Source organism: Mycobacterium sp. 852013-50091_SCH5140682 (assembly GCF_001665685.1).
In the GTDB taxonomy this organism is placed as follows: domain Bacteria; phylum Actinomycetota; class Actinomycetes; order Mycobacteriales; family Mycobacteriaceae; genus Mycobacterium.
Genome location: NZ_LZTB01000065.1, coordinates 37,369 through 61,854, shown reverse-complemented (window position 1 = coordinate 61,854; position 24,486 = coordinate 37,369). Strand labels below are relative to the sequence as shown.

The following is a 24,486-nucleotide window of genomic DNA, read 5'->3' as shown; positions in this document are numbered from 1 at the left end:
CGATGATGGCCACTTTGGTTTTGTTCACGGTGTCTCCTTGAGTGAGAACGCTGTCGACACCTCGCCGAGGGCGCTGATATCGGCGCGGATGCGGGTTCCGGGCGGTGCTGCGGCCATCGGGCCCAATGCGCCGGAAAGGACGATCTGCCCGGCGCGTAACGGATTTCCGTATGCGGCAGCGGTCAGGGCCAGCCAGGTCAGGGCGTTGAGCGGGTCACCGAGGCAGGCGCTGCCGGTACCTTCGGAGACCAGTTCGTCGTCGGCGTACATCCGCATGGTGGCGTCCTTGGGTTCGAAGTCGTCGAGAGTGACCCGCCCGGGACCGAGGACGAACAGGCCACTGGATGCGTTGTCGGCGACCGTGTCAGCGATGGTCAGATCCCAATCGGCGATGCGACTGTCGACGATTTCGATGGCCGGCGCAGCGTAGCTGACCGCGGCCCGAATTCGTTCGGGCGCAAAGTCATTGCCATCAAGGTCGGTCTTGAGGATGAAGGCGATCTCTGCCTCGGCTTTGGGTTGCAGCAGCCGCTCTGAGGGCACCAGCGCGGCACCGGACATATCCATGTCGGCGAACAACACGCCGAAATCGGGCTGATCAACACCGAGCTGCTGCTGCACAGCAGGAGAGGTCAGGCCGATCTTGCGGCCGACGATCACCGCGCCGGCAGCAACCCGCCGCCTGACCAGTTCCTGCTGCACCGCGTATGCAGCGGCGATATCGGAGTCGCCGAGCAGTGCCCGAACCGGCGCGGTCGGGGTGCCGCTGTCTGCGGCCACGGCCAAGAGGTCAGCGGCCTCGATCACACCGGCCAAGGCGGTGGGGCTCTTGCTCATCGGGACCCTCTGACGGGCTGGGCGGTCGCGACGGCAAAACCGGCGATCCATGCCGGAATCGGCTCGTAGAAGCGATAATCCATGCTGTAGCCTCCGGTGGCCGCCAACGATGCGAACGCGGCGATCCAGGACCGGACTTCGTGGGCCGACCCACCGGCCTCGGCGGCCATGGCCTCCACCGTCCAATTGTCGAATTCCTCGAGCGGCCCATGCTCAAGTAGGTCCAGCAGCCGGTTGTCCCAACTCGGGTTGATGGGAATCATGGTGGTGGAACCAGCGGCGTATTGTCGGCCCGCCTCGACCACGCGCGACTCTCCCTTGCTGCGCTGCTCGGGTGTGGGCGGGTGGCCCTCGATGAGGGCATCAACGACCCGGGGCGGCGCTCCGTCGAGCACCGGCACCGGCGGGTCGTGGGATAGACCGCCGGATGCGATATACAGCACCCGGCGGCCCAGCTCAGCGGCGGATTCGCCAATTGCATTGCCCAGTGCGCGGATGCGGCTCACTGGGCACAACGGGGTGGCCACACCATTGATGAAGATCGGCACCACCGGCACTCGGTCGATGCCGCCGAAGAGCACCTCCAACGGCTGCGAGAATCCGTGATCCACGGTCATCCGGGCCGATACGGTCAGGTCAACACCCCGATCGAGGACGCCACGAGCCAGATGTTTGGCTGCTTCGGTGTCCACCGACAGCGGCCCGGCCGCAGACCCGAAGTCGCCCACCGCATGGCATTCGGTGCCAAGACAAAATGGTGGCATCTCCTTGTAGAAGAAGCCGTTGTAGTGATCCGGCGCATAGAGCACCACCAGGTCGGGCGCGTAGTGCGCAATGAAATTCTTGGCCTCGGCGACGGCCTGCCCAACGCGTGCCAGAACGTCTGGGGCGGGGTCGTTTTTGCCGATCAACGGCGAATGTGACAGGCCGACAACAGCTGCGGTCATGGGGTTAGTTCACCTCTTCTGATGACGGGTGGATGACAACCTTGCCCGTGACTGTTCCGTCGAGCATCAGCTGAAAACCCTTGTGTATCTCCCGAAGTGGAAGTGTTCGGTCGATGACAGGACGGACGCCTGTTGCCTCGAGCATGCGGAGGAGCGCTTCGAACTCGCTACGCGTGGCGCCGGTTGAACCGAACACCCGTAACTGCGAGTAGAAGATGCGCGCCAGATCCGCGGGCGGATTTGTACCGGTGGTCGCGCCGGCGATCACGAGGGTGCCGCCGGGGCGCAACGCCTTGAGTGAATGCGACCACGTCGCTTCACCGACCGTATCGATTGTGATGTCCACGCGTTCGGGCAGCCGCTGGCCGCTGGGTATCGCGGCCCGCACACCCCAACTGAGGGCCTCCGTGCGCTTGGTCTCGCTCTGGCTGGTGGCATAGACCACCGCACCTGCGGCAACCGCGAGTTTGATCGCCGCCGAAGCAACACCGCCGCCGATGCCCTGTACCAGCACCCGGTCGCCTGCTCTGATGTTGGCCTGGGTAAACAGCATTCGGTACGCCGTAGTCCAGGCCACCGGCAGACAGGCCGCCTCATCGAACGACAGCCAGGATGGCATGGCGACCAGGTTTCGCCGCGGCACCGTGATGTACTCGGCGAACCCACCGTGATCACGTTCGGTCAGCAAGGTCCGGTTGGGATCGAGCGTCTCGTCGCCGCCGCCGGCGTCGGGGTCGGCGAGCACCGGATGCACGATCACCGCCCGACCGCCTTCGTCAAAGCCGGCTACGTCGCACCCCAGCACCATCGGAAGACGCTCCTCCGGGTGACCTACACCGCGCAAGGTCCACAGATCATGCATGTTGAGCGACGACGCGGCGACCTTCACGACCGCCCACCCCGGCCGAGGTTCAGGGACGGGAATATCACGAAGTTCCAACCCGGCAAGCGGATCGTCGGGATGTTGCGAAATAGCGATGGCGGCAAGCACATCGTCCATGTTTGCCTCTTCACGAGGGCGGACCCAGCAGCTGTGCCGCTGTGCGAAACGGTAGCTGGAGGATCGGTCCCGGACGCGGTTGTCTGGTCCCATGACCTCGACACTGCAGCCGGGTACCGGACCCGAAGGGCACATGGCGCCGCCGTGCACTGCGTTGCGCCGACCCGCACAGATGGCGCGCAATATCGACGTGTCCGGGCTCGTGGACTCGGACGGCGGGCTACTGGACCGCGCGGTGTGGACCGACGAGCAGATCTACCGCCAAGAGCTGCGCCGTATCTTCGCCACCAATTGGCTCTTTCTGGCGCACACCGACCAATTCCACAAGCCGGGCGACTTCTTCACCACCTATATGGGCGAAGACCCCGTGATCGTCACGATGGACAAGAACCGTAAGGTGCGTGCCTATCTGAATTCATGCCGGCACCGTGGAGCCCGCGTGTGCCGCGCCGACTACGGCGCTACCCGCAGTTTTACCTGCACCTACCACGGCTGGGCCTATGACCTTGAGGGCAAGCTGATCAGCATCCCCAACAAAGAGGGATATCCGGACGGTTTCCACGCTGCGGACTGGGGTCTGGTCGAAGTGCCCAACGTCGACTCGTACCACGGGCTGATCTTTGGCAACTGGGACGCCAACGCTGTCACCTTGCGCGAAGCGCTGGGTGACATGGCGTGGTACATGGACGCCATGCTGGACCACGACGACGAAGGCACCATTGTTGTTGGGGGAGTGCACAAATGGGTGTTGGAAGGCAACTGGAAGCTGGCCGCTGAGCAATTCGCCAGTGACTGGTATCACGTCAACATGAGTCACGCCTCGGCGCTGACGGTGCTTTCACCCAGCGGCAAGCCCAAGGACGAGGTGGTGCACCGCACCGGACGGCAGTACGTCGACCCGAAAGGGCACGGCCATGGATTTCCGGATCATCCGAAGAACCGGTTCGACTCGCAGACCGTGCACGAGTGGATGGATTACGCAGCCCTGCGCGAACGGCTTGGTGATGCGCGTGTGGAGGGTCCCGTCACGACCGGGCATGCGACCGTGTTTCCCAACTTCTCCTACCTTCCTGTGAACGGGTCGATCCGGATCTGGCATCCGAAAGGACCTGACCGGATGGAGGTTTGGGCCTGGACCATCGTGGACAGGTCGATGCCCGAACACGTGCGCGAGGCGCAGCGGCTCTACAACCTACGGACATTCGGTCCCAGTGGCATCTTCGAGCAGGACGACGGCGAAAACTGGAGCGAAGTGCAGGCCATTTCGCACGGTTTCATCACCAACACCGTGCCACTGAACTATCAGATGGGTCTGGGGTCAGAGCGCCACGACGGGCGCTTTCCCGGCATCACCAGCGAACTCTACAGCGACGCCGCGGCGCGGTCGTTCTACTCGCGCTGGCGCGATGAGATGAACACCCCGGCTTGGCACGAACGGAATGATCACCATGACTAACGGAATCCGCGTCGCCGTACTCGACGACGTCCCCGAAGGTGAAGGCATCGTCATCGAACGCACCGTCACCGGCACCGACGACGACATCGCTCTGCTGCGGGACGACGACGGCTGTGTCTGGGCGCTGGACAACACCTGCACCCACGCCGATGCGTCTCTGGCGGAAGGGTGGGTCGAGAACGGGCACGTCGAATGCCCTCTGCATTCCAGCAAGTTCTGCCTCAAGACCGGCGCGGTCGACGGCCTTCCGGCCACCAAAGATGCCCGCCCACACCGCGTCGAAGTCCGCGAAGGCGCTGTGTACCTGTTCCCGAATGAGCGACCGTGATGGTTCCCAACCGGGTCCTGGTAGTCGGCGGCGGAGTAGCCGGGGTCAGTACCATCGCTGCGCTGCGGGCCGGCGGCTATGACGGTGACCTTACGCTGATCGATGCCGGGGTATTTCCCTACGACCGCCCACCCCTGTCGAAGCAATACCTCGCCGGCCAAGTTGAACTCAAAGACGTTGCGTTGCAGTCACCTACGTGGTTCGACGAGCAATGTGTGCGGCTGATCACCCAGAGCACTGTTGCCGCGATCCGCACTGGCGAAGGCGCGGTCGAACTCGATGGTGGAACCGTGATCGCAGCAGACGCAGTGGTGCTGGCCACGGGAGGGCAGGCTGCCCGACCACCGATTCCGGGTGCCGACGACCCACACGTTCACACGCTCCGCACCGCCGAGGACGCCGACCGGCTCCGCTCCGCACTGACACCCGGGTCGCGCCTGTTGATCGTAGGGGCCGGCTTGATCGGCGCCGAAGTCGCTTCCACTGCAGCGGGACTCGGCTGCCAGGTCACCCTGGTCGATCCGATCGCAGCACCGTTGGCGGGCGTTGTGGGCCCACACGTCGCCGCGTGGCTCCATGGCATGCATGCCGACCATCGCGTGAAAGCCGTGACCGGCACGGTCGAATCATTCAGTGCTGCAGCCGATGACGCTATCGACGCCGTACTCACCGGCCAGCCCCCGCAGACCTTCGATGCCGTTCTGCTGGCGGTCGGGATGACCGCCGACACCGCCTTGGCCCGCGACGCAGGTCTGGCCGTCGAGCGCGGAGTCCTGGTCGATGACCGCAACATCACCTCCAATCCTCACGTCTTGGCCGTGGGCGATGTGGCCCGCACCTGCGTCGACGGCGTGCCAGGGCACCGCAGTGAACATTGGGAGGCGGCCCAAGTCGACGGACAGCGCGCCGCAGCCGCACTCCTCGGTCAACCTGGACCTGCGCCGTCAGCCTCGTGGTTCTGGACCGACCGCTACGGTCGTCACGTCGAAGCTGTCGGAAGCCTGGGCGACGCCGAACTTTTCGTACGGCGCGGCGAGTGCACCACGACACCGTGGGCCTCTTTCGGCTTGACCAACGGTCGCGTGGTGGGGGCGGTCGGGGTGGACGACTCCACCTCCGTACGTGCCGCCCGGCGCATGATCGATCGCGGTTTGTCGATCGACCCGACTGCGCTGGCTGACCCCGCCGCCGACCTGCGCAAGATGCTCAAGCGCTGAGGACGAAACGATGGAAAGAGCGTGATATGACAAGCACACCAACAATAATCGCCGGCGTCGCGGGGATGCGCGCCGACCGCGACGTACATTTCGAGGTCGAGCAGTTCTACTTCGAGGAAGCAGACCTGCTCGATGACGGCCGGTTCGCTGACTGGCTGGACCTGTTGGCCGACGATCTCGACTACTGGATGCCCACGCGCACCAACCGGTTGCGCCGACAGCAAGCCTTGTCCATCGCCGCGCGCGGGGAGGCTGCGTTCTACGACGAGACCAAAGAGAGTCTGGCGTGGCGGATCCGGCGTTTCGATTCCGGCATGGCGTGGGCCGAGGACCCGCCGTCACGAACCCGCCATCTGGTGACCAACGTCGTCGTCAGATACGCCGACCCCGGGCCCCACGATGACGTCAGTGCTGCCGACCTCGATGTCCGGTCCGCGTTTCTGGTGTACCGCAATCGCCTTGAGCGTGAAGAGAACGTTTTCGCCGGGCAGCGCAGCGACATCTTGCGCCGTACGCGCGACGGCTCGTTGCAGGTCGCGCGACGGGTGATCCTGCTTGACCAGAGCGTGCTGCAGGCCAAGAACATCTCCACCTTCTTCTGACTCAAACCGAAGTCTGATCCAACTAACAAGGGAAACCATCGTGTCCACCGCTGAACTCGATTCCTCCGTCACAGAATCGGTCGCCGTGCGCCACCGCGTTGTGACCACGTCCCGAGGTGACATTTCCGTTGCCGAGGCTGGGGACGGCCCTGTGCTGGTGATGCTGCACGGCGGCGGTCCCGGCGCATCCGGACTGAGTAACTACCACCAGAATCTGGCGGCGTTGACGCGCCGGTATCGGGTGGTGCTACCTGATCAACCGGGTTTCGGGGGGAGCTACCGGCCGACCGAGGCTGATCTGGAGGCCGAGTCGATCACTCAGATCGCCGTCGGTGCGCTCTTCGAGACCCTCGATGCCCTCGGTATTGACCGATTTCACTTGTTGGGCAACAGCCTTGGCGGCGCGGCGGCCATCGCGATGGCACAGGCGCAGCCAAAGCGAGTCTCTGGCCTGGTGTTGATGGCGCCCGGCGGCGGATGGCTGCCGTTCGGCCCGACACCGACCGAGGGCCAGAAGGAAATGTTCCGCTACTACAACGGTGACGGTCCGAGCGAAAAGAAGATGGCGAACTTCATCCGAACCATGGTGTTCGACCACAAACAGTTTGGCGCCGAGGTGGTCAAGGCCCGCTACGAGGCATCCCTGGACCCCAGCCATATCGAGTTCTACCACCGCTACAACGCAGCCTTCGGCAAACGCCACGGCATGGACCCGCTGTGGCGTGATCTGCATAGGATCACCGCGCCGACCCTGTTGCTGTGGGGTCGCGATGATCGCACAATCACCCTGGAGGGATCGCAGATCATGCTCAAGCAGATCCGTGATGTGCAACTGCATGTCTTTGGCAATTGCGGGCACTGGGTGCAGTTGGAACGCCGCCGCGACTTCGAACGACTGGTCGCTGACTTTCTTGCCGAACTGCCATGAGCGGCTGGCTCAACGACTACGCAGCCCTTATCACTGGCGGCGGTTCCGGCGTCGGTCGGGCGGTGGCGGAACGGTTTGTGTCCGAAGGCGCATCGGTCACCATCGTTGGACGTGATCTCGACCAACTCGGCGCTGTCGTGGCCGCTAGTGCGGACCCGTCGAGGATGCACGCCGTCCAAGCAGATGTGCGTAGCTCGGACCAACTGCACGAGGCAGTCGAGCAGACCGTGCGGCGTTTCGGCAAACTCGACACGCTCGTCGCCAACGCCGGCATCTGGGATTACCAGCGCCAGCTGACCCGCATGACCGGACAACAACTTGGCGAGACCTTCGACGAACTGTTCGCCGTCAACGTCAAGGGGTACCTACTGGCCGCCGAGGCGGCGTGGCGCGAGCTGGTCAAAACCAGGGGCAGCATAGTCATGACGCTGTCCAACGCGTCCTTTTACGTCAACGGCGGCGGACCCATCTACACCGCGAGCAAGCATGCCTGCCTGGGCCTCATGCGGGAACTGGCCTACGAACTGGCGCCGAAGGTCCGTGTCAACGGGGTGGCGTGCGGAGCGATGAACACCGAACTGCGCGGGCCCGAGTCGCTGAACTTGCAAGACCGTACGCTGGCGATGTCGTTCGCCAAGAAGACTGCCGACACACCGCCGCCGCCGATCCCACTACACGACTCCAGCACCGATCCGAAGGATTTCACCGGTTCCTATGTGCTGTTGGCCAGCCGCGAACAGAGCGGACCCATTACCGGACAGGCGATTTCGGTGGACGGCGGGATCGGCGTACGCGGGTTCGCCAGCGCAGCGGGCGGCGATGCACTGTGATCAACCCTTTGGCGCGGCTCGGCTCGGGCTGGACGGTGGCCTCGCAGGATGACCGGCAGACTGCGTTGCATTTCGACGACGGGGACGGCATCTTTGCGGCGGTCGTGCGCCGGCCTGCCGACGGCCCGCTGCGTACCGCCTACCCGGTCAGTGCCCATGATGTTGAGATCTGCCTGAATGGTGATGCAACGTCCACGCAGTTCGGTGCGCATCTCGCAGCACTGACCACGGCGCTGCTGGCCGACGACCCCACGTGCCGACGGGTCGTCGTGGCTCTCGCGACGTTTGAGGACGCCCGGATCGCGGTGATGCCGTCGGCCGGCTACCGGCACGTCGTCGATGTTGAGGTACCCGGTGCAGAACTGATTCTCTTTGTGCGGGAGGCGGATTGGCTGATCAGTATCGACCTGGACCGGGTGCCGGGAACTTAGCTGGCCTGAAAATTACTCGGCCGGCTCATCATCCGGCTGGCTGCGGAAGATACCTGACGCAGATTCACCGTGAGCTTGCGCAGATCGGTGGTCAGTGGCGCGGCGACAGACAGCGCCGCCACCGGCTGACCGTTGCGGCCGAACACCGGTGCTGCCACGCACGTCATTCCCGGGCGACTTTCCTCGCGCTCCACGGCGATCCCTTCATGGCGAATCCGAATCAGCTCGGCGGCCAGCACCGCCGGATCAGTGATCGACCGTGGTGTCAGCGCGGGCAGCGGACGGCCATCCAGAACGCGGCCGCCGCTCGGTCGATACGCCAGCAGCGCCTTGCCCACCGCCGTACAGTGCGCGGGCAAACGCCCGCCAATGCGGGACGGCGCAGCCATGTTTCGGTGGCCGTACAGCTTGGCCAGGTACACCACCTCGTCCCCATACAGAACGCCCAGATGAACGGTCTGCCTGGTGGATTCGAAGAGATCCGTCAGATACGGCAATAGTTGGTCGCGAACCCGGTCCTGGCCCGGCGCGTAGACCGCGAGTCCCAGTTCGTGCAGTCGCGACCCCAATCGATAGGCGGTCCCGATCCGCTCGACCATGTCATTGCGCTCCAGCATTCCCAGGACCCGGTACGCGGTCGACTTGCTCAGGTTGGTCCGGCGGGCCAACTCGCTGACGCCGAGGCCCGAACTTGCCTGATCGCCAAACGCAACCAGCAGACTGAAGGCCTTGTCGATCGCCGCGCGATCATCGCGGACCGACCCCATTGCTGTGGACATCACGACACCTCCATCGCGCCGGGGTCACTTTGAGTACCCCATTCGTCACTTCTAGATGACCATGATGCAAAACAACGGGCCGTTCGTCAATAATGACGATATGACTATTAAAAGTGACGGCCACGGGGATGAGAATCAGCTGGTGGCGCGCAACGTCCGCCGATTCCGTCGGGAGCGGGCGATGTCACTGGGGGAGTTGGCGCGGCGCTCCGGGCTATCAAAGCAGACCTTGTCCAAGATTGAGCAGGGCACGGGAAATCCGACGGTCGAGACCCTCGCCCTACTTGGGGCGGCCCTGGATCTGCCGGCCCGCCGCCTGCTCACCGAGTGGGGTACTCCGGTGTACGTGCAGCGCCACGACGAAGGCCAGTGGGCCGACGGAGCTGACTGGTCCGAACGCTTACTCGATGAGGTCTACGGCTCCGGTTATGTCCGAACATTGTTGCTGCGCTTGGAGAAAACCGGCGGCGAGTCCGGAATCATCAACCCGCACGCGCCCGGTACCCTGCATCACTTGTACGTCATCACCGGAAAACTGCGAACCGGGCCGCTGGTCGAACCTGTCGACCTGTCCGCCGGCGACTTCGTGCGGTTTCCCGGTGACGTCCCGCACCAGCATGTCTGCATCAGTGACCGGGTCACCGCGCATATGGTCACCACGCTGCCGCAGGTACGGCAGATCAGGCCGGTGTTACGGCCCGATACGGCTTCGGTGTCGCTGGACTGACTCCGCACAGCTGACGCGCCGAAACCCGGTGGCAGGCTAATTCAGGGTGGGCTCGGGTCGTTTGGAGGTCACCGCAGGCAGCGGCGGCCCGCCGGTCCGAGCGTTGATCAGCACGCTGCTCGGTGTGACGCCGAAAGCCTGCTTGAAGCATCGACTGAAATGCGCGGCGTCGTTGAAACCCCACCGGAATGCAACATCGGTCACCGTCTCGGACGACCCACCGTGGGACAGTGCCCGGTAGCACGCTTTGAGCCGCCGGTCCCGAATCCAGCGTCCTACGGTCGTGCCGGTGGAGGAGAACAGCTGATGGAGTGTGCGCACCGAAATGCCGTGGGCTGCAGCGATTGTCGATGGGCCCAAGCTGATGTCATCGAGATTGTCTTCGATGTACTGGCGCACGCCACGCAGCAGTGCTGCGCTGGCCGTGGGCCGCTGCTCAGCGGTGCTCAGAGCGCAGTCCAACACGTCGAACAGGGACTGGCACGCGATCGTCAGAGCCGCGTCGGACAGTTGATCGAGTTCGCGGTAGATGGTGCCGAGTTGTTGGGCAGCGACCGCGAGCAGCCCCGAGCCGGGACCCGCGGCGATGGCGCCGCTGGCTCGGGCGGCCGCCTCGGCCAGACCGGCCGAGACGCGGCTGCGGGGCAGCAGGAGATACAGCTCGTGGTGGGGGTCGACGACCTCGAAGTCACGTGCGGTTTCGCTGTCCCAGAGAATGAGCTGGCCAGGCTGGGCAACGAACTCGCGGCCGTCTAGATAGCGGCAATTGAGCCGACCGGAAAGGTTCATCAGCACCCCGACCGACACATCCTCGTGCTGGGACACTGCGGGTCGGCGGCCTACCAACCGGCCGGCATGAAATTCACCGACGGTCAGCGTATCGACCTTGCGGTAGCGAGCCGAGACGTCGAGAACCTCACGCGCGGACGGCGCCAACGCCCACGCCACATGCAGGTCCGACAACCCCGTGGGCGAGGCTGCCGGCGCATCACTCGCCGACGACCCGCGTGTTGACCACGTGGCTGCCACAGTCGCTGTCATAAATGACACCTCCACCTACCAATCCCTAATTAACCCACCAATCGCAGGTCGCGGACAAGCATCCGTGCCGACAGGTGGACCAGCCGCGGCCTGCACAAACAGGCAAACATCACCGCACTCTCGTGCAAGCAGCAACAGATCGGCGCCGACATAGTGATGTCAGCCACATCGATCAGCTGCAATGAAGGAGTCCTCGTGAGTGAGCCACGCCCGGTCGTCATCTATGGCGCGAGTGGATACACCGGCCGCCTGGTCGCCGAATACCTGCGCGAATACAGCATCCCGTTTGTCGCGGCCGGCCGGAACAAGGCCAAGCTGCAAGAGATCCTGAAATCAGTCCCCGGCATCGAGACCGCCGACTACGAGATCGCCGAAGTAGACGGCTCCGTCGATTCGCTGACCGCGCTGTTCGAGGGCCGCCGCATCGTCTGCAACATGGTCGGGCCTTTCCTTCGCTACGCCCCTGCGGTGCTGGAGGCCGCGGCCCGGACCGGATGTCACTACCTGGACACTGCCGGCGAACAAAAGCACCACCTGTCGGTGCTCAACGACTGGGGCCCGAAGTTCGCCGCTGCCGGCGCCGCCGTCTCCACTGCGGTGTCCATCCAGTACGCGGTGCCCGATATCGCCGCACGCATCGTGCTGGAATACCCGGGGATCGACACCCTCGAACTCGGCGAATACGTCAACGCGGTGCCCACCGTCGGATCCACGCAGTCGATCTTCGACGTCATCCGCACCGATGCCTTCTACCTGGAAGACAACGTGCTGAAGAAATACGACGGCATCTACGAACAGGACATCGTCGTTCCCGGCACCGGCTATGTCGTTCCCGGTTTGAACTGGGGTGGTACCGCCATGCCCGTGTTCTTCCGCGACGACCACCGAGTGCGTAACTGCCGCATGTTGGTCGCCATGCAGAACCAGGCCCGCGACATCCCCACTCGGGTGCGGGCCGCGGAGCGGATGTTCAAAGTGGTGTTCCAGTGGCTGCCCGAGGACAAGCTGTTCCCGGTACTCGACCGGGTCGCCGCTGGGATGACACCGGTCACCCCGCCGCGCGAGAACCGGCAAGTTCACCGCTCCATCGATTGGTGCACCGGACGCGGCAACAACGTGACCGCACGCGCCGTCATCCACGGCACGAGCGGATACCAAATGACCGGACTCATTCAGGCCTACATTGCGATGCGCCTGCTCGGCAACAACTTCAGCGGCATCGGGTTCCGTTCTCCGGCTGAACTGGTTGGACACCGAGAATTGTTGGGCGCCTTGGAATCCTACGGCCTGGCACGACTCACCGAAGACTCGGTGGCGTGATTATGAGCCCCGTCTGGGTGGCCGGGGTCGGAATGACCGCCTTCGGAGTCCGGCCCGATACCTCCGTGAAAGAACTCACGCGCGAGGCCGTGACCGAGGCACTGGCAGACGCGGGAGCGCAGCGTGGCGATGTGCAGGCTGTCTACTTCGGCAACACCTGCCAGGGCGTCTTGGAAGGTCAGGTGGTCGTCGGCGGACAGATCGCCTTGCGCTCCACGGGATTTGACCGCGTCCCTATCGTCAACGTCGAAAATGCCTGCGCCACCGGCGCTACCGCCCTGCATCAAGCGCTGCTGCATGTGAAGTCCGGCGCCGCTGACATCGCGCTTGCGGTCGGGGTGGAACGACTCAGCATCGGCGACAAGGCCAAGGCGCTGAGTGTGTTCGATGGCGGGGTCGACGTCAACGACCCCGACGGTGTGCGAGCCGTTCTCACCGAATTGGCCGGTTCTGCGCCGGTCAGCGCGCCGTCGCACAGCCTGTTCATGTACGTCTACGCGGCATTGGCCCACGCGCACATGGCTGTCTTCGGCACCACCCAGCATCAATTAGCGGTCATCGCGGAGAAGAACCACGCCCACGCCGTGGCCAATCCGTTGGCGCATTTCCGTGCCCCGATGTCGGTGGCCGACATCTTGGCCGCGCGACCAGTGGCAGGGCCGCTGACGGTGCCGATGTGTGCACCGTTGACCGACGGGGCCGCTGCCGCAGTGGTGTGCAACACCGACGGGCTCAAACGTTTGGGCGGTGCGCACCCGGTGCGGATCCTGGCCAGCGTCTTGCAGACGGGAATGATTCGCGCAGTGGACGACTGGGAACAGTCGGTCAGTCGGGCCGCCGCCCGCGCAGCCTACGAGCAGGCCGGTGTGGGACCCGACGATGTGTCTGTGGCCGAAGTCCACGATGCGTCCGCATTCGGCGAGCTCCTGCAAACCGAGATGCTCGGATTCTGCGAGATCGGTGCCGGCGGCAAACTCGCTGAATCCGGCGAGACTGCCCTGGGCGGCCGCATTCCGGTAAATCCCTCCGGCGGTTTGGAATCCAAGGGCCATCCCATGGGCGCGTCCGGGTTGGCCCAGATCTACGAACTCGCCCACCAGCTGCGCGGCAACTGCGGCACTCGCCAGGTACCAGGTGCCCGAATCGCACTGGCAGAGAACGGCGGTGGACTGTACGGCCCCGAGGAGGCTGTCGCCGCCGTCACCATCCTGAGCACCATATAAACGTCCGATCCACAAACCCGAGGAAGACCAATGACCTACCAGACTCTGAGCATTCGGCGTGACGGACGCATCCTGTACGTCGACTTCAACAACCCACCGGTCAACCTGATGACCGTGCAGATGGTCGGCGAGCTGTTCGACCTGGCGGGTTCGCTCGCCTTCGATCCCGACACCGCAGTGGTCGTCGTCGGTAGCGCCAACCCGGAATTCTTCGTCGCCCATTTCGACCTGAACGACCTGGTCAAGGTGGTCAGCGGCGATCCGTCGGTCCCGCAGAGTAATTACGACGACATCAACGCGGTACAGGCGCTGACCACGACCTGGCAGACCCTGCCCCAGGTCACCATCGGTGTCGTCGACGGCATCTGCCGCGGCGCCGGACTGGAATTCCTGCTGGCCACCAACATGCGGTTCGCCACCGCACGCAGCCGGTTCTGCTTCCCGGAGGTCAGCGGTGGCCTTCTTCCCGGCGGCGGCGGCACCACCCGCCTGGCGATACAGATCGGACCAGCCCGGGCGACGGAAGTGATCCTGTCCGGGCGTGATTTCACCGGCGAGGAAGCCGCCGACTACGGCATTGTCAACCGGACCCTGGCCGCCGAGGACCTGCCCGCTTATGTCGAGGCCCTTGCTCGCGGAATCGCGGCCCGCCCAGCGGCCGCCATCGCGGCAGTAGATCAGGTCGTCAAGGCGGTATACGACTCCATGATCGACGCGCAATTCGGCGGATTCGCCAGTGAGAACGCCGGATTGCGGGCGCTGTCAACGGTACCCGGCGTCAAAGAATCGCTCGAGCAGCTGGCCTGGATGCAGGACGCCGAACACGAGCGCGACCTGCCGGCGATCATCGCCGCCGCCACCTAGCACCACGACAGCTGCGAGCAGAAGGAAAGAACCATGACACAACAGATCGAGCGTGACACGCTCAACTCGGTACGTCCGCACCTGCCATACACCGAACTGAGCGGGTTCGAGGTGCTCACCGACGACGAACGAGCCATCCAGCAGGCCATGCACGCCTTCGCGCGGGATGTGATGCGGCCAACCGGAATTGCCATCGACAAACTCTCCGCGGAACAAGCCATCGCCCCGAGCTCACCGTATTGGGAATTCATGGCCACAGCGGCAGCATCCGGCATCGAATTCGATACGGCGGACGATGACGTCCCGCCGCAGGCCATGGCCCGGGTGCAGTCCATCGTGATCGAGGAATTCGGTTGGGGTGACATCGGTTTGACGGTGTCGCTGGCCGCCGCATCGTTCCCCAACATGATGGCCAAACGCATCGGCAACCAAGAACTCGTCGAGCTGACCTCCGGCAAGATCGGTGCCTGGGTCGCCACCCAGCCCGACCGCGGCTCCGACGGCACCATGCTCTACCCGGGTGAACGCCACGCCAAGGCGGCCACTGGTAATAAAGGCAACCTCACCGCACGCGTCGTCGGCGGCGACATCGTCATCAATGGCCAGAGCTCAGCCTGGGTGTCCAACGGCGCCGTTGCCCAGGTGGCGATCTTGACCATCGTCGCCGACTACGGTGACGGTTTTTTCGACGTCGACGGCCATCCGTACGGGGTTGAGGTCATCGTTCCGCTCGACCTGCCCGGAGTCACTCACGGCAAGCCGTTGGAGAAGTTGGGCCAACGCTCCCTGCCACAAGGCGAGTTGTTCTTCGACAACGTCAAAGTGCCGGTGCGTTATGCAATTTCCCTCGGAGACGAGTACTGGCACGGCCATGCTTCAACCTGGTCGACCGCCGGCGTGGCGATGGGCCAGATGATCACGGGGCTGGCTCGGGCGGCGTTGGAACACGCGGTCGCCTACACCCATGAACGTTCGCAGGGTGGAGCGTTGCTGGCCGAGCACCAGATGGTGCAATCCCGCCTCGGGGCGATGGCACGCAAAGTCGAGACCATGCGTGCGCTGGCCCGGCGCGCGGCCGAATACACGCTGCTCTCGCCGGCCAAACACCCCTACTACACCGGCAGCACCAAGGTGACCTGTACGGACCTGGGGTTCGAGGTCGCCGACGAAGCGCTGCAACTATTCGGCGGCTATGGCCTCACCAAGGAATACCCGATGGAGAAACTCTTCAGGGATGCCCGTGCCGCCCGCATCGAGGATGGCGAAAACCATTTGCTGAACATGAAATTCGGATATTTGACGTCCATGATGTACCGCAGCGCGCGGCACGGATCCTAAGGCGGAGCGCGACAATGGCTGTGACTGATTTTTTCGACCGAGGCTGGCGGGCCAACCCTGACGGCGTGGCATTCATTGCCGGCGACCGGCAATTCACCTATACCGAGATCGGTGAGCTGTCGTGCCAGGTGGGCAGCGCGCTGCTGGCCGCCGGGTTCACCGGACAGGTCAATGGTGCTGTGCTGGCTGGCAATGACCCCACAGCGTGGGCATGCGTACTTGGACTGTGGCGGGCAGGGATGGCCTGGGTGCCGGTCAACCCGGTCAGCCCGTCCGAGGAGATTCAACGTATGCTGCTCGGCTTCGACTGCCAGGTGTTGTTCTGCCAGGAGCAACTGTTGCCCGTCGCCCACAAGATCCGCGAAGCGCTCCCGCAGCTGCGCACGGTGATCGGACTCGGTGACGGCTTCACCGAGTCGACTGACGACGTCACGGCGCTGCGGTCGTTCATTGAAACAGCGGATACTTCTGTTCCCCAATATATTCCGGCGCAGGATGTGATCGCCGGCGTCATGCCGACCGGGGGGACCACCGGGGCCCCAAAAGGCGCGATGAACACTCACCGCAGCCTGTCGGTGAGCGCCCTGCACCACATGTTCGCCGCTCCGTACGCTAGCGATGAGCCGATCGTGAATCTCGTTGCGGCACCAATGACGCATGCTGCGGGGACCCTCACCCTGCCATGCACGGCGCGCGGCGGCACCGTCGTGGTGATGAACCGCATGGACCTCTCCCATCTGGTCGACCTCGTTGAGCAACACCGGGTTACCGAGATGTACGTGCCGCCGACGGTTATTTACCGGCTGCTGGAGATGCCGGGTATCGAGCAGCGGGACTTCTCCTCGCTCAAATACCTCATCTATGGCGCGGCACCGATGTCGACCGAAAAGCTGCGCAAGGCCATCGAGGTGTTCGGACCGGTCATGCTGCAGGGCTACGGGCAAGCGGAGGCACCCACGGCGATCGCCTACATGCGGCCCGAAGAGCACTTTCGCGATGGCGTCCTGGCGGAGGATGCTCGACTGTCAGCGGCAGGACGCCCGGCGCCGATGGTGCGGGTAGAGATCCTGGACGACGCGGGAAACATCCTGCCGGTCGGCCAAGCGGGCGAAATCTGCGTGCGCGGAGACTTGTTGATGAACGGCTACTACAACGCACCCGAAAAGACGGCCGAGACCATCGTCGACGGCTGGTTGCATACCGGCGACATCGGTCATCTCGACGACGAGGGATTCCTGCACATCACCGACCGCAAGAAAGACCTCATCATCAGTGGCGGATTCAATGTGTACCCCAGTGAAGTCGAGCAGGTTATTTGGCGCCATCCGGCGGTGCAAGACTGCGCGGTCATCGGCGTGCCCAGTTCGGACTGGGGCGAGGCGGTCACCGTTGTCGCAGAGCTCAACGCCGGTGCCGAGCTGACCGAAGACGAGCTGCTGGCCTACTGCCGACCGATATTGGGCGGCATCAAAACACCCAAATCCGTGGTGTTCGTTGACAGTCTGCCCCGCAGCCCCAACGGCAAAGTTCTCAAAAAGGACCTCCGCGAACCGTACTGGCGGGAGCGTGACCGCCAGATCTAGGTGCACTTCGGGCGCCAGAAATCGGTTTTCAGGTGCTGACGCGTGGGGCCGGTGCCGTGGTGCCGGGCGGGCGCATGCGCTGCGCCCGGCACCACTGGTGCTCAGGACATTCCGGCCTGCACCACCTTGACCACCACCAGCACCGTGGCCAGCAGCAGGTAGCCCCGCAGTACCGACAGCCCGACCCGGCGACCCGCCGACATGGTTGGCCGGTCCAGCGTTGCCAACGCGGGCATCCGCCATGAGGAACGGTCACCCTCCCGCACGGCTGCGCGTTCGCCACGGGACAGTGCTGCGTCGCTGTCGAGTTCCTCGATCACATCAGGGTCGATGCCACCGAACTCCGAGGACACCGCGCGGGCCCGACGCTGGATGTGCCGACGCCGAGACACCCCGATGACGAACGCTCCGCCGACGATCCCGAGCACCGCGCCCGCCCCCAGGCCGGCCTCAAGCGCGCCGGCCGACACATCGGGAAACAGGGTTGCCGCGGTCAACGCCAATGACAGCAGCACCAGGCACCACACGATGGTCCACGCGGCCATGTTCTGCCGGACGTTGTTGACCCATGGGCCCAGCACCGGACGATCGTTGCACAGCAGCACCAGAAACACCGTTGCCGACGGCAACAGCACCCCTGCCAGTACCTGAACGCCCAGGGTGATCAGACCCAACACGTGGTCAGGGCTGAACGCCAGCGCCGCGGACACCGCCAGGAGCACGGCGTAGGCGCCGTAGAAGACCGGAGCCTGACTTACCTTCCAGTGCAACGAGTGTCGCCTGCCCAGCGCGTCGCCCACCGCGTAGGTCGTGGCCAAGCCGACCGCATTGGCCCCGATCAGCGACGCGTCGAACAGCAGAACGGCGAACAGCACACCCACTGCGCGGCCGGCGTGATCTGAGAGGCCGGTGGCGACCGCGCCGGCATCGGTGAACTGTCCCACCAGATCGGTGCCTGCGAACCCGAATGCCGTTGTCGCCATGATGGCCAAGGCTCCTGCCATCACGACCGCGATGCCGATCCACAGGTCGGCGCGCGCATACCGGATCCAGTTGGGGGTGATGCGCTTGTCGACGATGTTGGACTGCTGGAAGAACAGCTGCCACGGCGCCACGGTGGTGCCGACGATCGCGACGATCACCATCAGCAGGGCGGCGTCGAGCCCGCCCGGCAGCTGTGGGATCAGGCCGTGCGCCGTGGTGCAGATGCTCGGATGCACCAGCAGCGCCATCGGCACCATGACGAGGTTCACCGCGATCAGGAGGAACAGCAGCCGTTCCCAGCGTCGGAACGAGCCACCGGCGACGACACCGAACAACAGCACCGCGGCCACCGGCACGGCAATGATCTTCGGGACACCCAGGTACCCCAAAGCCAATGAGACGCCGATGAACTCGGTGACGATGGTCAAGGCGTTCAGCAGAATCAGATCACCGAGGCTGAACGCTCCCCAGAACCGGCCGAATCGCTCGAAGATGAGGCGCGCATGCCCGACACCGGTGACCGCGCCGAGCCGCACGACCATCTCCTGATTGACGTAGAGCACCGGGATCAGCAGCGCCAGTGTCCACAACAGGCTCATGCCGTAGTTCTGGCCGGCTTGGGCGTAGGTGGCCACCCCGCCGGCGTCGTTGTCGCCGACCATGACGATGAGGCCTGGTCCGACGATGACGGCGAGCATGCGCATCCGTTGCCAGAAGCTCCGGCCTTGGGCGCTGTCGCCTTTGGTGATTCGGCCCAGCGCACCGACGATGTCACCGGTGTGGGCCGGGTCGAGGGCTGCAGAACCCTCACCGGTTGGGGCCTGCGCGGTGGTCCGGCCGCGCGGCCACGTCGCAAAGAAGCTCATCGGTAGTCACTTTCAGGTCGAGAGTGGATGGGGGAGCCCGAGCGGGCGATGTGAAGCTGGGCATGGCTCGGCGGCGGTGCAGCGGGAAAACCGTTGCACCGCTACCGAGTAGCCGGTTCATGCGTTCGGGTGGCCGCCCAATGAGGCCGTGATGACCGCAAGAGGAGTGGTGGTCAGCGCATGCAGGTTGGCGCGTTCTTGTGCGGTGAGATTTCGGCGGGCCCACAGCCGGCCGATAGCGCCGGTCGGCGAATGAGGCCGGCGGGTGAAACGAAATGTGTTGTGGATTGCTACGAAGGACATCGGCCTTCTCCTCATGGGCAGCATCCAGCGGTGCACGAGCATCAATTGCTTTGGCGCAGCTCAGATCTACCCGCAAAAGCGGGTTGTCGGGCGCCGTCGGTCAGCTGTGAATTGCGCGTGCCCTGGCCGGATGGAACGGAATAGGACTGGGATAGGGACTTTCCCCACTACTAATCGTCCTCACCTCCTCAGGGCCGTGGCGCGCGCGGGCGCCGGTGTCGGGCACACAGGAGTGGATCGGACCGCCGAGCGGCCGGATGCACCCCTCTCGTCACAGCTTCGGCACTGCACGGCGTATTCGGACCGGGATCCGAAAGCCACTTGGGCTCAACCCTTAAGCCGGGAAGAGCTGTCCTGACCGGGGGCGTCTCTCGACGTTCGGGGTCAGTGGCCTTTGTCCATGCAGACGCCTCGCCTAACGAGGTGCTTGCGTTACAGGTGTACACCCTCACGAACGCCCGCGTCAACTCGACTCGCTGGTTTCGTGCGGCCCGCGCGCGGCGGTCCTCGATCGCGAATAGCGCCGCCGAATAACATCTTTCGCTGCCACCGCGTGAGCCCACGCACGAAAGGCTCCTTGATACGCAAAAGGGATACGCAAAAGGCCAGAAACCCGAAGGGTCCCTGGCCTTTTGGCTCAGTGCGTGCGTTAGCGGCCGATGCCCGCGTTCACGCCGCCGTCGACACCGGCGTCGCCCACCGGCGTGTCCACGCCACCTTCGACTCCGGTGTTGCCGGAGACGCCCGCGGGGGCGAAGGGGTTGAACGGGTTGGGCAGGTTGACGCCGGTTCCGCCTTCGACGTTGCCGCCGCCGATCGGGGTGTTGACGCCGCCGCCGGCGTTGGTGTCACCGGAGACGCCCGCGGGGGCGAAGGGGTGGAACGGGTTGGGCAGGTTGACGCCGGTTCCGCCTTCGACGTTGCCGCCGCCGATCGGGGTGTTCACGCCGCCGCCGGCGTTGGTGTCACCCGAGACGCCTGCAGGGGCGAACGGGTTCAGCGGGTTGGGCAGGTTGACGCCGGTTCCGCCTTCGACGTTGCCGCCGCCGATCGGGGTGTTCACGCCGCCGCCCGCGTTGGTGTCACCGGAAACTCCGGCGGGAGCGAAGGGGTGGAACGGGTTCGGCAGCTGGAGGCTGGATCCGCCTTCGACGTTGCCGCCGCCGACGGGCGTGCTGACGCCGCCGTCGGCGCCACCCGACACACCGTTATCGGCCCAGGCAGCGCCAGCGGTCGCAAGCGGAATCAGTCCGGCGGCAAGCAGCGCGCTAGCGCCCATGCCGAGGCCAAATGCAACTCCGTTACGCCTAGTCTTGCTCATGCGGATAACCACTCCAATCATGGATTATTCGGGTGTTGTCGCGGGCTCGACACCAACACAGGTGTCCACCATCGACACAATTCATATCGGTAGCCACGCCGCGACCGTTACATCCCGGCGAAAAAATTCTGATAATTGGGTTTGGCCTGCATGGACATCCTGGCTTGACAGGTGTTCAGCCGTTGGGAGGCACGGGAATCGATCGGACACGACCGGGATGTTCGATGAAAGCTATTGATACACAGGTAAATATCAGAATGATCTGATATCGACTGGGATTTGTTTGCCGCCGGCTCCGGGTGCCGAGGTGTAGACGGAATGTGAGAACTGTCAACACCATTAGCCCGACTCGGATCGGAATATGCCCCACCGCAAGAGTTTTCAGGAGGCTGAGAGCATTCCTTGCGCGCACCGGCATAGCGGTGGGTGAACCGATCGCGCGGCCGCGGCTACGCTGCATCCACTCCAGCGCTCATACGCCCACTGAGCAGCACGTTACGGTCTTTGCAAGACAGGTGTCCGGTGACCGGAACGTCGCGGCAAATGCCTTCGCACAGCTGCGCCACCAATTAGTGTCTAGCCGACACCCGGCACGTGGTCAGCGCTGATGCCGGATCGACGGACCCTGGAAGGATGGTTTCCCCAGTGACGCGCTTTGATGTTGTGGAGGCCGACATTGCGCGGCTTCGGCGCGCGCTCGAAGACGGATCGGTGACCAGCGAAGAGCTTGTGCAGCGATACCTCGAGCGCATCGACGCCTACGACCGCAACGGCCCCCGGCTGAACGCTCTCGTGGTGATGAACCCCGATGCCTTGGCCAACGCCAAAGCCTCCGATCAGCGGCGCGCCGGCGGACAGACACTCGGGCCACTCGACGGTATCCCGTACACAGCGAAGGACAGCTACCTGGCGAAAGGGCTCACCGCGGCGGCGGGCGCCCATGCGTTCGAACATCTGGTGGCGCAGCGCGACGCGTTCACCATCGAGCGGTTGCGTGCGGCCGGGGCGGTGCTGATCGGGCTGACCAACATGCCGCCGATGGCCAACGGCGGTATGCAGCGCGGTGTCTACGGACGTGCGGAAAGTCCCTACAACGGTGACTACCTCACCTCGGCCTTCGGTTCAGGCTCGTCCAACGGCTCGGGAACGGCCACCGCCGCGAGCTTCGCCGCGTTCGGCCTGGGCGAGGAGACCTGGTCGAGCGGACGCGCCCCCGCGACGAACAACGCCTTGTGCGCCTACACCCCGTCGCGTGGGGTGATCTCGGTGCGGGGCAACTGGCCGCTGGTGCCCACCATGGACGTCGTCGTACCCCACACCCGGACCATGGCCGACATGTTCGAGGTGCTCGACATCATCGTCGCCGACGACCCCGACACCCGTGGAGACTTCTGGCGGGCGCAGTCGTGGGTAGAGATTCCCAAGGCGTCGGACGTGCGGCCCGACTCCTACCCGGCATTGGCGCCACAGGGCGCTGAAGCAGCCCGAAAAGCGCTGTCGGGCAAGAAGTTCGGCGTTCCCCGAATGTATGTCAATGCCGACCCCGAGGCCGGCACCAGCGAGCAGCCGGGTATCGGCGGCGCCACCGGACAGAAGATCGAGACCCGCCAGTCGGTCATCGACCTGTTCAACGCGGCCAAGGCCGACCTGGAGGCCGCCGGAGCCGAGGTCGTGCTGGTCGACTTCCCCGTGGTCTCCAACTACGAGGGGGACCGGCCCGGGGCCCCGACTGTGCGTACCCGGGGCCTGATCAGCAAGGAGTTCCTGGACCGCGAGATCCTGGACCTGTCGGCGTGGTCCTGGGACGACTTCCTGCGGGCCAACGACGACCCGAAGCTCAATCGGCTCGCCGACGTCGACGGCGCACTCATCTGGGTTCATCCCGAGGGTGCGCTGCCAGATCGCGCCGAGGGATTCGGCGACGACATCACCACCTATCCCGACTTCATCCGCGAGCATCCGATCGAGGACTTCACCAAGATCCCGCACCTGGAGGAAGGCCTGCGGGGGCTGGAGGAAACCCGCCGGATCGACCTCGAGGAGTGGATGTCCGGGCTCGGCCTGGACGCGGTGATCTTCCCGACCGTCGCCGACGTCGGTCCCGCCGACATGGACGTCAATGAAGCCTCGGCCGACCTCGGCTGGCGCAACGGCGTGTGGGTGGCCAACGGCAATCTGGTGCCGCGACACCTGGGCATCCCGACGGTGACCGTCCCGATGGGCACCATGGCCGACATCGGCATGCCGGTCGGTCTGACGTTCGCGGGCCGCGCCTACGACGACACCGCGCTGCTGTCGCTGGCCGCAGCGTTCGAAGCGACCGGGAACCGGCGTACCGTGCCACCGCGAACCCCGCCCCTTCCGTAGTTCACAGACCACATTTGCAGACGCTGTCGACGACAGCCGAGGAGGACCAGTGACCGATACACCCACACTCATGCCGGCCGAGACGGCCGCGCAGGACCGGGTCTGGATGGCGTTCCCCAGCGAGGGCTACTCGCTGGGGGACACCGAAGCCGAACACCATGAGGCCCGATCCGCCTGGGCGGCGGTCGCGCATGCCGTCGCCGGGTTCGAACCGGTCACCGTAGTCGTCGACCCGGGCGAACTAACCGCGGCCCAGAAGTACCTGTCGGCAGACATCGACATCGTCGAAGCCCCACTCAACGACGCCTGGATGCGCGATATCGGCCCCACATTCGTGCACCGCGCGGACGGCTCGGTCGCTGCCGTGGACTGGGTGTTCAACGGTTGGGGCGCCCAGGACTGGGCGCAATGGGACCGCGACGAGAAGATCGGTGCCACGGTGGCGGGGCTGGCCGGCGTCCCTGTCATCAGCTCGCCGCTGGTCAATGAGGGCGGCGGCATCCAGGTCGACGGCGAGGGCACGGTGCTGGTCACCGAGACCGTGCAACTCGACCCTGGGCGCAACCCGGGCTTGACCCGCGCCGACGTCGAGGCCGAACTGGCCCGCACCATCGGGGCGACCCACGCGATCTGGCTTCCCCGGGGGCTGACCCGCGACTCCGAGCGCTACGGCACCCGCGGCCACGTCGACATCGTCGCGGCGATCACGGCACCGGGCCGACTGCTGCTGCACACGCAGCAGGATCCCAATCACCCGGACTACCTCGTCAGCAAGGAGGTCCGCGCGGTCTTGGAACGCAGCCACGACGCCGCGGGCAGATCCTGGGAGATCACCGAAATGCCCGCCCCCGCGACGCTGACCGATGCCGAAGGTTTCGTCGACTACAGCTACATCAACCACCTGGTGGTCAACGGTGGGGTGATCGCGTGCAGTTTCGGCGACACCGTCGACGAAACCGCGGTGGCGATCCTCAGCGAGCAGTACCCGGGCCGGAGCATCGTGACGGTGGACGCCAGGCCGTTGTTCGAGCGTGGCGGCGGCGTCCACTGCATCACCCAGAACCAGCCGTCGGCCAGATAACGCCGTGGCGCGTGCCCTTGCCGGGCGAGGGTGGGAGAATGCGGCGGTGGCGTATGTCTTGAGCCGCCAAGGGCGACGACCATCCGTGGCAACCATCGGTGTGGTGGTTGCGA

Annotated in this window: 23 protein-coding genes and 1 riboswitch; of the genes, 15 read left to right on the top strand and 8 right to left on the bottom strand. The window is 64.8% G+C overall.

The features are described 5' to 3' along the window. Window positions 1–24: 24 nt before the first annotated feature. The 3 genes from A5784_RS19825 to A5784_RS19815 are packed head-to-tail and all read right to left on the bottom strand — an operon-like array spanning window position 25 to window position 2,775. Window positions 25–837, bottom strand: coding sequence for a 2-keto-4-pentenoate hydratase (locus tag A5784_RS19825; RefSeq protein ID WP_064946603.1), 813 nt, complete (start codon window positions 835–837; stop codon window positions 25–27). After that, on the bottom strand, window positions 834–1,784 hold the full coding sequence (locus tag A5784_RS19820) for a 3-carboxyethylcatechol 2,3-dioxygenase (protein WP_064946602.1): 951 nt from the start codon (window positions 1,782–1,784) through the stop codon (window positions 834–836). Before A5784_RS19820 ends, A5784_RS19825 begins: the two co-directional genes overlap by 4 nt. A 4-nt stretch (window positions 1,785–1,788) precedes the next feature. Next, window positions 1,789–2,775 (bottom strand): zinc-binding dehydrogenase, encoded by a 987-nt coding sequence (locus A5784_RS19815; protein WP_064946636.1) that lies wholly within the window; start codon window positions 2,773–2,775, stop codon window positions 1,789–1,791. Window positions 2,776–3,061: 286 nt separating this feature from the next. On the opposite strand from A5784_RS19815, the gene A5784_RS19810 reads away from it, so the two are divergent. From A5784_RS19810 to A5784_RS19780, 7 genes are all read left to right on the top strand, one after another. After that, window positions 3,062–4,240, top strand: coding sequence for an aromatic ring-hydroxylating dioxygenase subunit alpha (locus A5784_RS19810; RefSeq protein ID WP_064946635.1), 1,179 nt, complete (start codon window positions 3,062–3,064; stop codon window positions 4,238–4,240). Beyond that, window positions 4,233–4,568, top strand: a complete 336-nt coding sequence (locus A5784_RS19805; RefSeq protein ID WP_064946634.1) for a non-heme iron oxygenase ferredoxin subunit — start codon at window positions 4,233–4,235, stop codon at window positions 4,566–4,568. Before A5784_RS19810 ends, A5784_RS19805 begins: the two co-directional genes overlap by 8 nt. After that, complete coding sequence (locus A5784_RS19800) at window positions 4,568–5,785, top strand: NAD(P)/FAD-dependent oxidoreductase (RefSeq protein WP_064946601.1); 1,218 nt, start codon at window positions 4,568–4,570, stop codon at window positions 5,783–5,785. The genes A5784_RS19805 and A5784_RS19800 overlap by 1 nt, the downstream gene beginning before the upstream one ends. A gap of 26 nt (window positions 5,786–5,811) precedes the next feature. Then, window positions 5,812–6,387 carry a 3-phenylpropionate/cinnamic acid dioxygenase subunit beta gene (locus A5784_RS19795; RefSeq protein ID WP_064946600.1) on the top strand — a complete coding sequence of 192 codons (576 nt, stop codon included), beginning with the start codon at window positions 5,812–5,814 and terminating at the stop codon, window positions 6,385–6,387. Between the two features lie 85 nt (window positions 6,388–6,472). After that, the gene (locus A5784_RS19790; RefSeq protein ID WP_156750665.1) at window positions 6,473–7,315 is read left to right on the top strand and encodes an alpha/beta fold hydrolase; all 843 of its coding nucleotides are present in this window, start codon (window positions 6,473–6,475) and stop codon (window positions 7,313–7,315) included. Then, window positions 7,312–8,145, top strand: coding sequence for an SDR family NAD(P)-dependent oxidoreductase (locus A5784_RS19785; protein WP_064946598.1), 834 nt, complete (start codon window positions 7,312–7,314; stop codon window positions 8,143–8,145). The genes A5784_RS19790 and A5784_RS19785 overlap by 4 nt, the downstream gene beginning before the upstream one ends. After that, the gene (locus A5784_RS19780) at window positions 8,142–8,576 is read left to right on the top strand and encodes a hypothetical protein (RefSeq protein WP_064946597.1); all 435 of its coding nucleotides are present in this window, start codon (window positions 8,142–8,144) and stop codon (window positions 8,574–8,576) included. Before A5784_RS19785 ends, A5784_RS19780 begins: the two co-directional genes overlap by 4 nt. On the opposite strand, the gene A5784_RS19775 is transcribed toward A5784_RS19780, so the two are convergent. After that, the gene (locus tag A5784_RS19775) at window positions 8,573–9,343 is read right to left on the bottom strand and encodes an IclR family transcriptional regulator (RefSeq protein WP_232006144.1); all 771 of its coding nucleotides are present in this window, start codon (window positions 9,341–9,343) and stop codon (window positions 8,573–8,575) included. The genes A5784_RS19780 and A5784_RS19775 overlap by 4 nt on opposite strands. A 112-nt stretch (window positions 9,344–9,455) precedes the next feature. On the opposite strand from A5784_RS19775, the gene A5784_RS19770 reads away from it, so the two are divergent. Beyond that, a complete protein-coding gene (locus A5784_RS19770; protein WP_064946633.1) occupies window positions 9,456–10,082 on the top strand; it encodes a helix-turn-helix domain-containing protein in 627 nt (208 codons plus the stop codon). Window positions 10,083–10,118: 36 nt separating this feature from the next. Here the strand turns inward: A5784_RS19770 and A5784_RS19765 are convergent, their stop codons facing one another. Then, window positions 10,119–11,123, bottom strand: a complete 1,005-nt coding sequence (locus tag A5784_RS19765) for a helix-turn-helix domain-containing protein (RefSeq protein ID WP_064946595.1) — start codon at window positions 11,121–11,123, stop codon at window positions 10,119–10,121. Between the two features lie 195 nt (window positions 11,124–11,318). Here A5784_RS19765 and A5784_RS19760 point away from each other — a divergent pair, with 195 nt between their 5' ends. From A5784_RS19760 to A5784_RS19740, 5 genes are read left to right on the top strand one after another with little or no spacing between them, the layout of a single operon-like run. Next, window positions 11,319–12,443 (top strand): saccharopine dehydrogenase family protein, encoded by a 1,125-nt coding sequence (locus A5784_RS19760; RefSeq protein ID WP_064946594.1) that lies wholly within the window; start codon window positions 11,319–11,321, stop codon window positions 12,441–12,443. A 2-nt stretch (window positions 12,444–12,445) separates the two neighbouring features. Beyond that, window positions 12,446–13,666, top strand: a complete 1,221-nt coding sequence (locus A5784_RS19755; RefSeq protein ID WP_064946593.1) for a thiolase family protein — start codon at window positions 12,446–12,448, stop codon at window positions 13,664–13,666. Window positions 13,667–13,696: 30 nt separating this feature from the next. Continuing rightward, window positions 13,697–14,530, top strand: a complete 834-nt coding sequence (locus tag A5784_RS19750) for an enoyl-CoA hydratase/isomerase family protein (RefSeq protein ID WP_064946592.1) — start codon at window positions 13,697–13,699, stop codon at window positions 14,528–14,530. 33 nt (window positions 14,531–14,563) lie between these two features. After that, on the top strand, window positions 14,564–15,868 hold the full coding sequence (locus tag A5784_RS19745) for an acyl-CoA dehydrogenase family protein (protein ID WP_064946591.1): 1,305 nt from the start codon (window positions 14,564–14,566) through the stop codon (window positions 15,866–15,868). A 14-nt stretch (window positions 15,869–15,882) separates the two neighbouring features. Next, entirely contained in the window at window positions 15,883–17,451 is a 1,569-nt protein-coding gene (locus tag A5784_RS19740; protein ID WP_064946590.1) for a class I adenylate-forming enzyme family protein, read from the top strand. Between the two features lie 101 nt (window positions 17,452–17,552). On the opposite strand, the gene A5784_RS19735 is transcribed toward A5784_RS19740, so the two are convergent. The 3 genes from A5784_RS19735 to A5784_RS19730 all read right to left on the bottom strand — a co-directional run bounded on the left by A5784_RS19735 (window position 17,553) and on the right by A5784_RS19730 (window position 20,925). After that, complete coding sequence (locus tag A5784_RS19735; protein WP_064946589.1) at window positions 17,553–19,301, bottom strand: NRAMP family divalent metal transporter; 1,749 nt, start codon at window positions 19,299–19,301, stop codon at window positions 17,553–17,555. 117 nt (window positions 19,302–19,418) lie between these two features. Beyond that, entirely contained in the window at window positions 19,419–19,604 is a 186-nt protein-coding gene (locus A5784_RS38370) for a hypothetical protein (RefSeq protein ID WP_156750661.1), read from the bottom strand. 256 nt (window positions 19,605–19,860) lie between these two features. Beyond that, a riboswitch (M-box (ykoK) riboswitch) is annotated at window positions 19,861–20,034 on the bottom strand. 219 nt (window positions 20,035–20,253) lie between these two features. Then, window positions 20,254–20,925, bottom strand: a complete 672-nt coding sequence (locus tag A5784_RS19730; protein ID WP_156750660.1) for a hypothetical protein — start codon at window positions 20,923–20,925, stop codon at window positions 20,254–20,256. Between the two features lie 645 nt (window positions 20,926–21,570). On the opposite strand from A5784_RS19730, the gene A5784_RS19725 reads away from it, so the two are divergent. Beyond that, entirely contained in the window at window positions 21,571–23,292 is a 1,722-nt protein-coding gene (locus A5784_RS19725) for an amidase (RefSeq protein WP_502687524.1), read from the top strand. A gap of 70 nt (window positions 23,293–23,362) precedes the next feature. Continuing rightward, complete coding sequence (locus A5784_RS19720) at window positions 23,363–24,373, top strand: agmatine deiminase family protein (RefSeq protein ID WP_064946586.1); 1,011 nt, start codon at window positions 23,363–23,365, stop codon at window positions 24,371–24,373. Window positions 24,374–24,486 lie beyond the last annotated feature (113 nt).

Coding starts and splice junctions, on each gene's coding strand:
- A5784_RS19825 (WP_064946603.1), bottom strand. CDS start 837: ATGAGCAAGAGCCCCACCGCCTTGGCCGGTGTGATCGAGGCCGCTGAC.
- A5784_RS19720 (WP_064946586.1), top strand. CDS start 23,363: ATGCCGGCCGAGACGGCCGCGCAGGACCGGGTCTGGATGGCGTTCCCC.
- A5784_RS19735 (WP_064946589.1), bottom strand. CDS start 19,301: ATGAGCTTCTTTGCGACGTGGCCGCGCGGCCGGACCACCGCGCAGGCC.
- A5784_RS19755 (WP_064946593.1), top strand. CDS start 12,446: ATGAGCCCCGTCTGGGTGGCCGGGGTCGGAATGACCGCCTTCGGAGTC.
- A5784_RS19770 (WP_064946633.1), top strand. CDS start 9,456: ATGACTATTAAAAGTGACGGCCACGGGGATGAGAATCAGCTGGTGGCG.
- A5784_RS19750 (WP_064946592.1), top strand. CDS start 13,697: ATGACCTACCAGACTCTGAGCATTCGGCGTGACGGACGCATCCTGTAC.
- A5784_RS19795 (WP_064946600.1), top strand. CDS start 5,812: ATGACAAGCACACCAACAATAATCGCCGGCGTCGCGGGGATGCGCGCC.
- A5784_RS19730 (WP_156750660.1), bottom strand. CDS start 20,925: ATGAGCAAGACTAGGCGTAACGGAGTTGCATTTGGCCTCGGCATGGGC.
- A5784_RS19775 (WP_232006144.1), bottom strand. CDS start 9,343: ATGGGGTCGGTCCGCGATGATCGCGCGGCGATCGACAAGGCCTTCAGT.
- A5784_RS19785 (WP_064946598.1), top strand. CDS start 7,312: ATGAGCGGCTGGCTCAACGACTACGCAGCCCTTATCACTGGCGGCGGT.
- A5784_RS19740 (WP_064946590.1), top strand. CDS start 15,883: ATGGCTGTGACTGATTTTTTCGACCGAGGCTGGCGGGCCAACCCTGAC.
- A5784_RS19820 (WP_064946602.1), bottom strand. CDS start 1,784: ATGACCGCAGCTGTTGTCGGCCTGTCACATTCGCCGTTGATCGGCAAA.
- A5784_RS19745 (WP_064946591.1), top strand. CDS start 14,564: ATGACACAACAGATCGAGCGTGACACGCTCAACTCGGTACGTCCGCAC.
- A5784_RS19800 (WP_064946601.1), top strand. CDS start 4,568: ATGGTTCCCAACCGGGTCCTGGTAGTCGGCGGCGGAGTAGCCGGGGTC.
- A5784_RS19765 (WP_064946595.1), bottom strand. CDS start 11,123: ATGACAGCGACTGTGGCAGCCACGTGGTCAACACGCGGGTCGTCGGCG.
- A5784_RS38370 (WP_156750661.1), bottom strand. CDS start 19,604: ATGTCCTTCGTAGCAATCCACAACACATTTCGTTTCACCCGCCGGCCT.
- A5784_RS19805 (WP_064946634.1), top strand. CDS start 4,233: ATGACTAACGGAATCCGCGTCGCCGTACTCGACGACGTCCCCGAAGGT.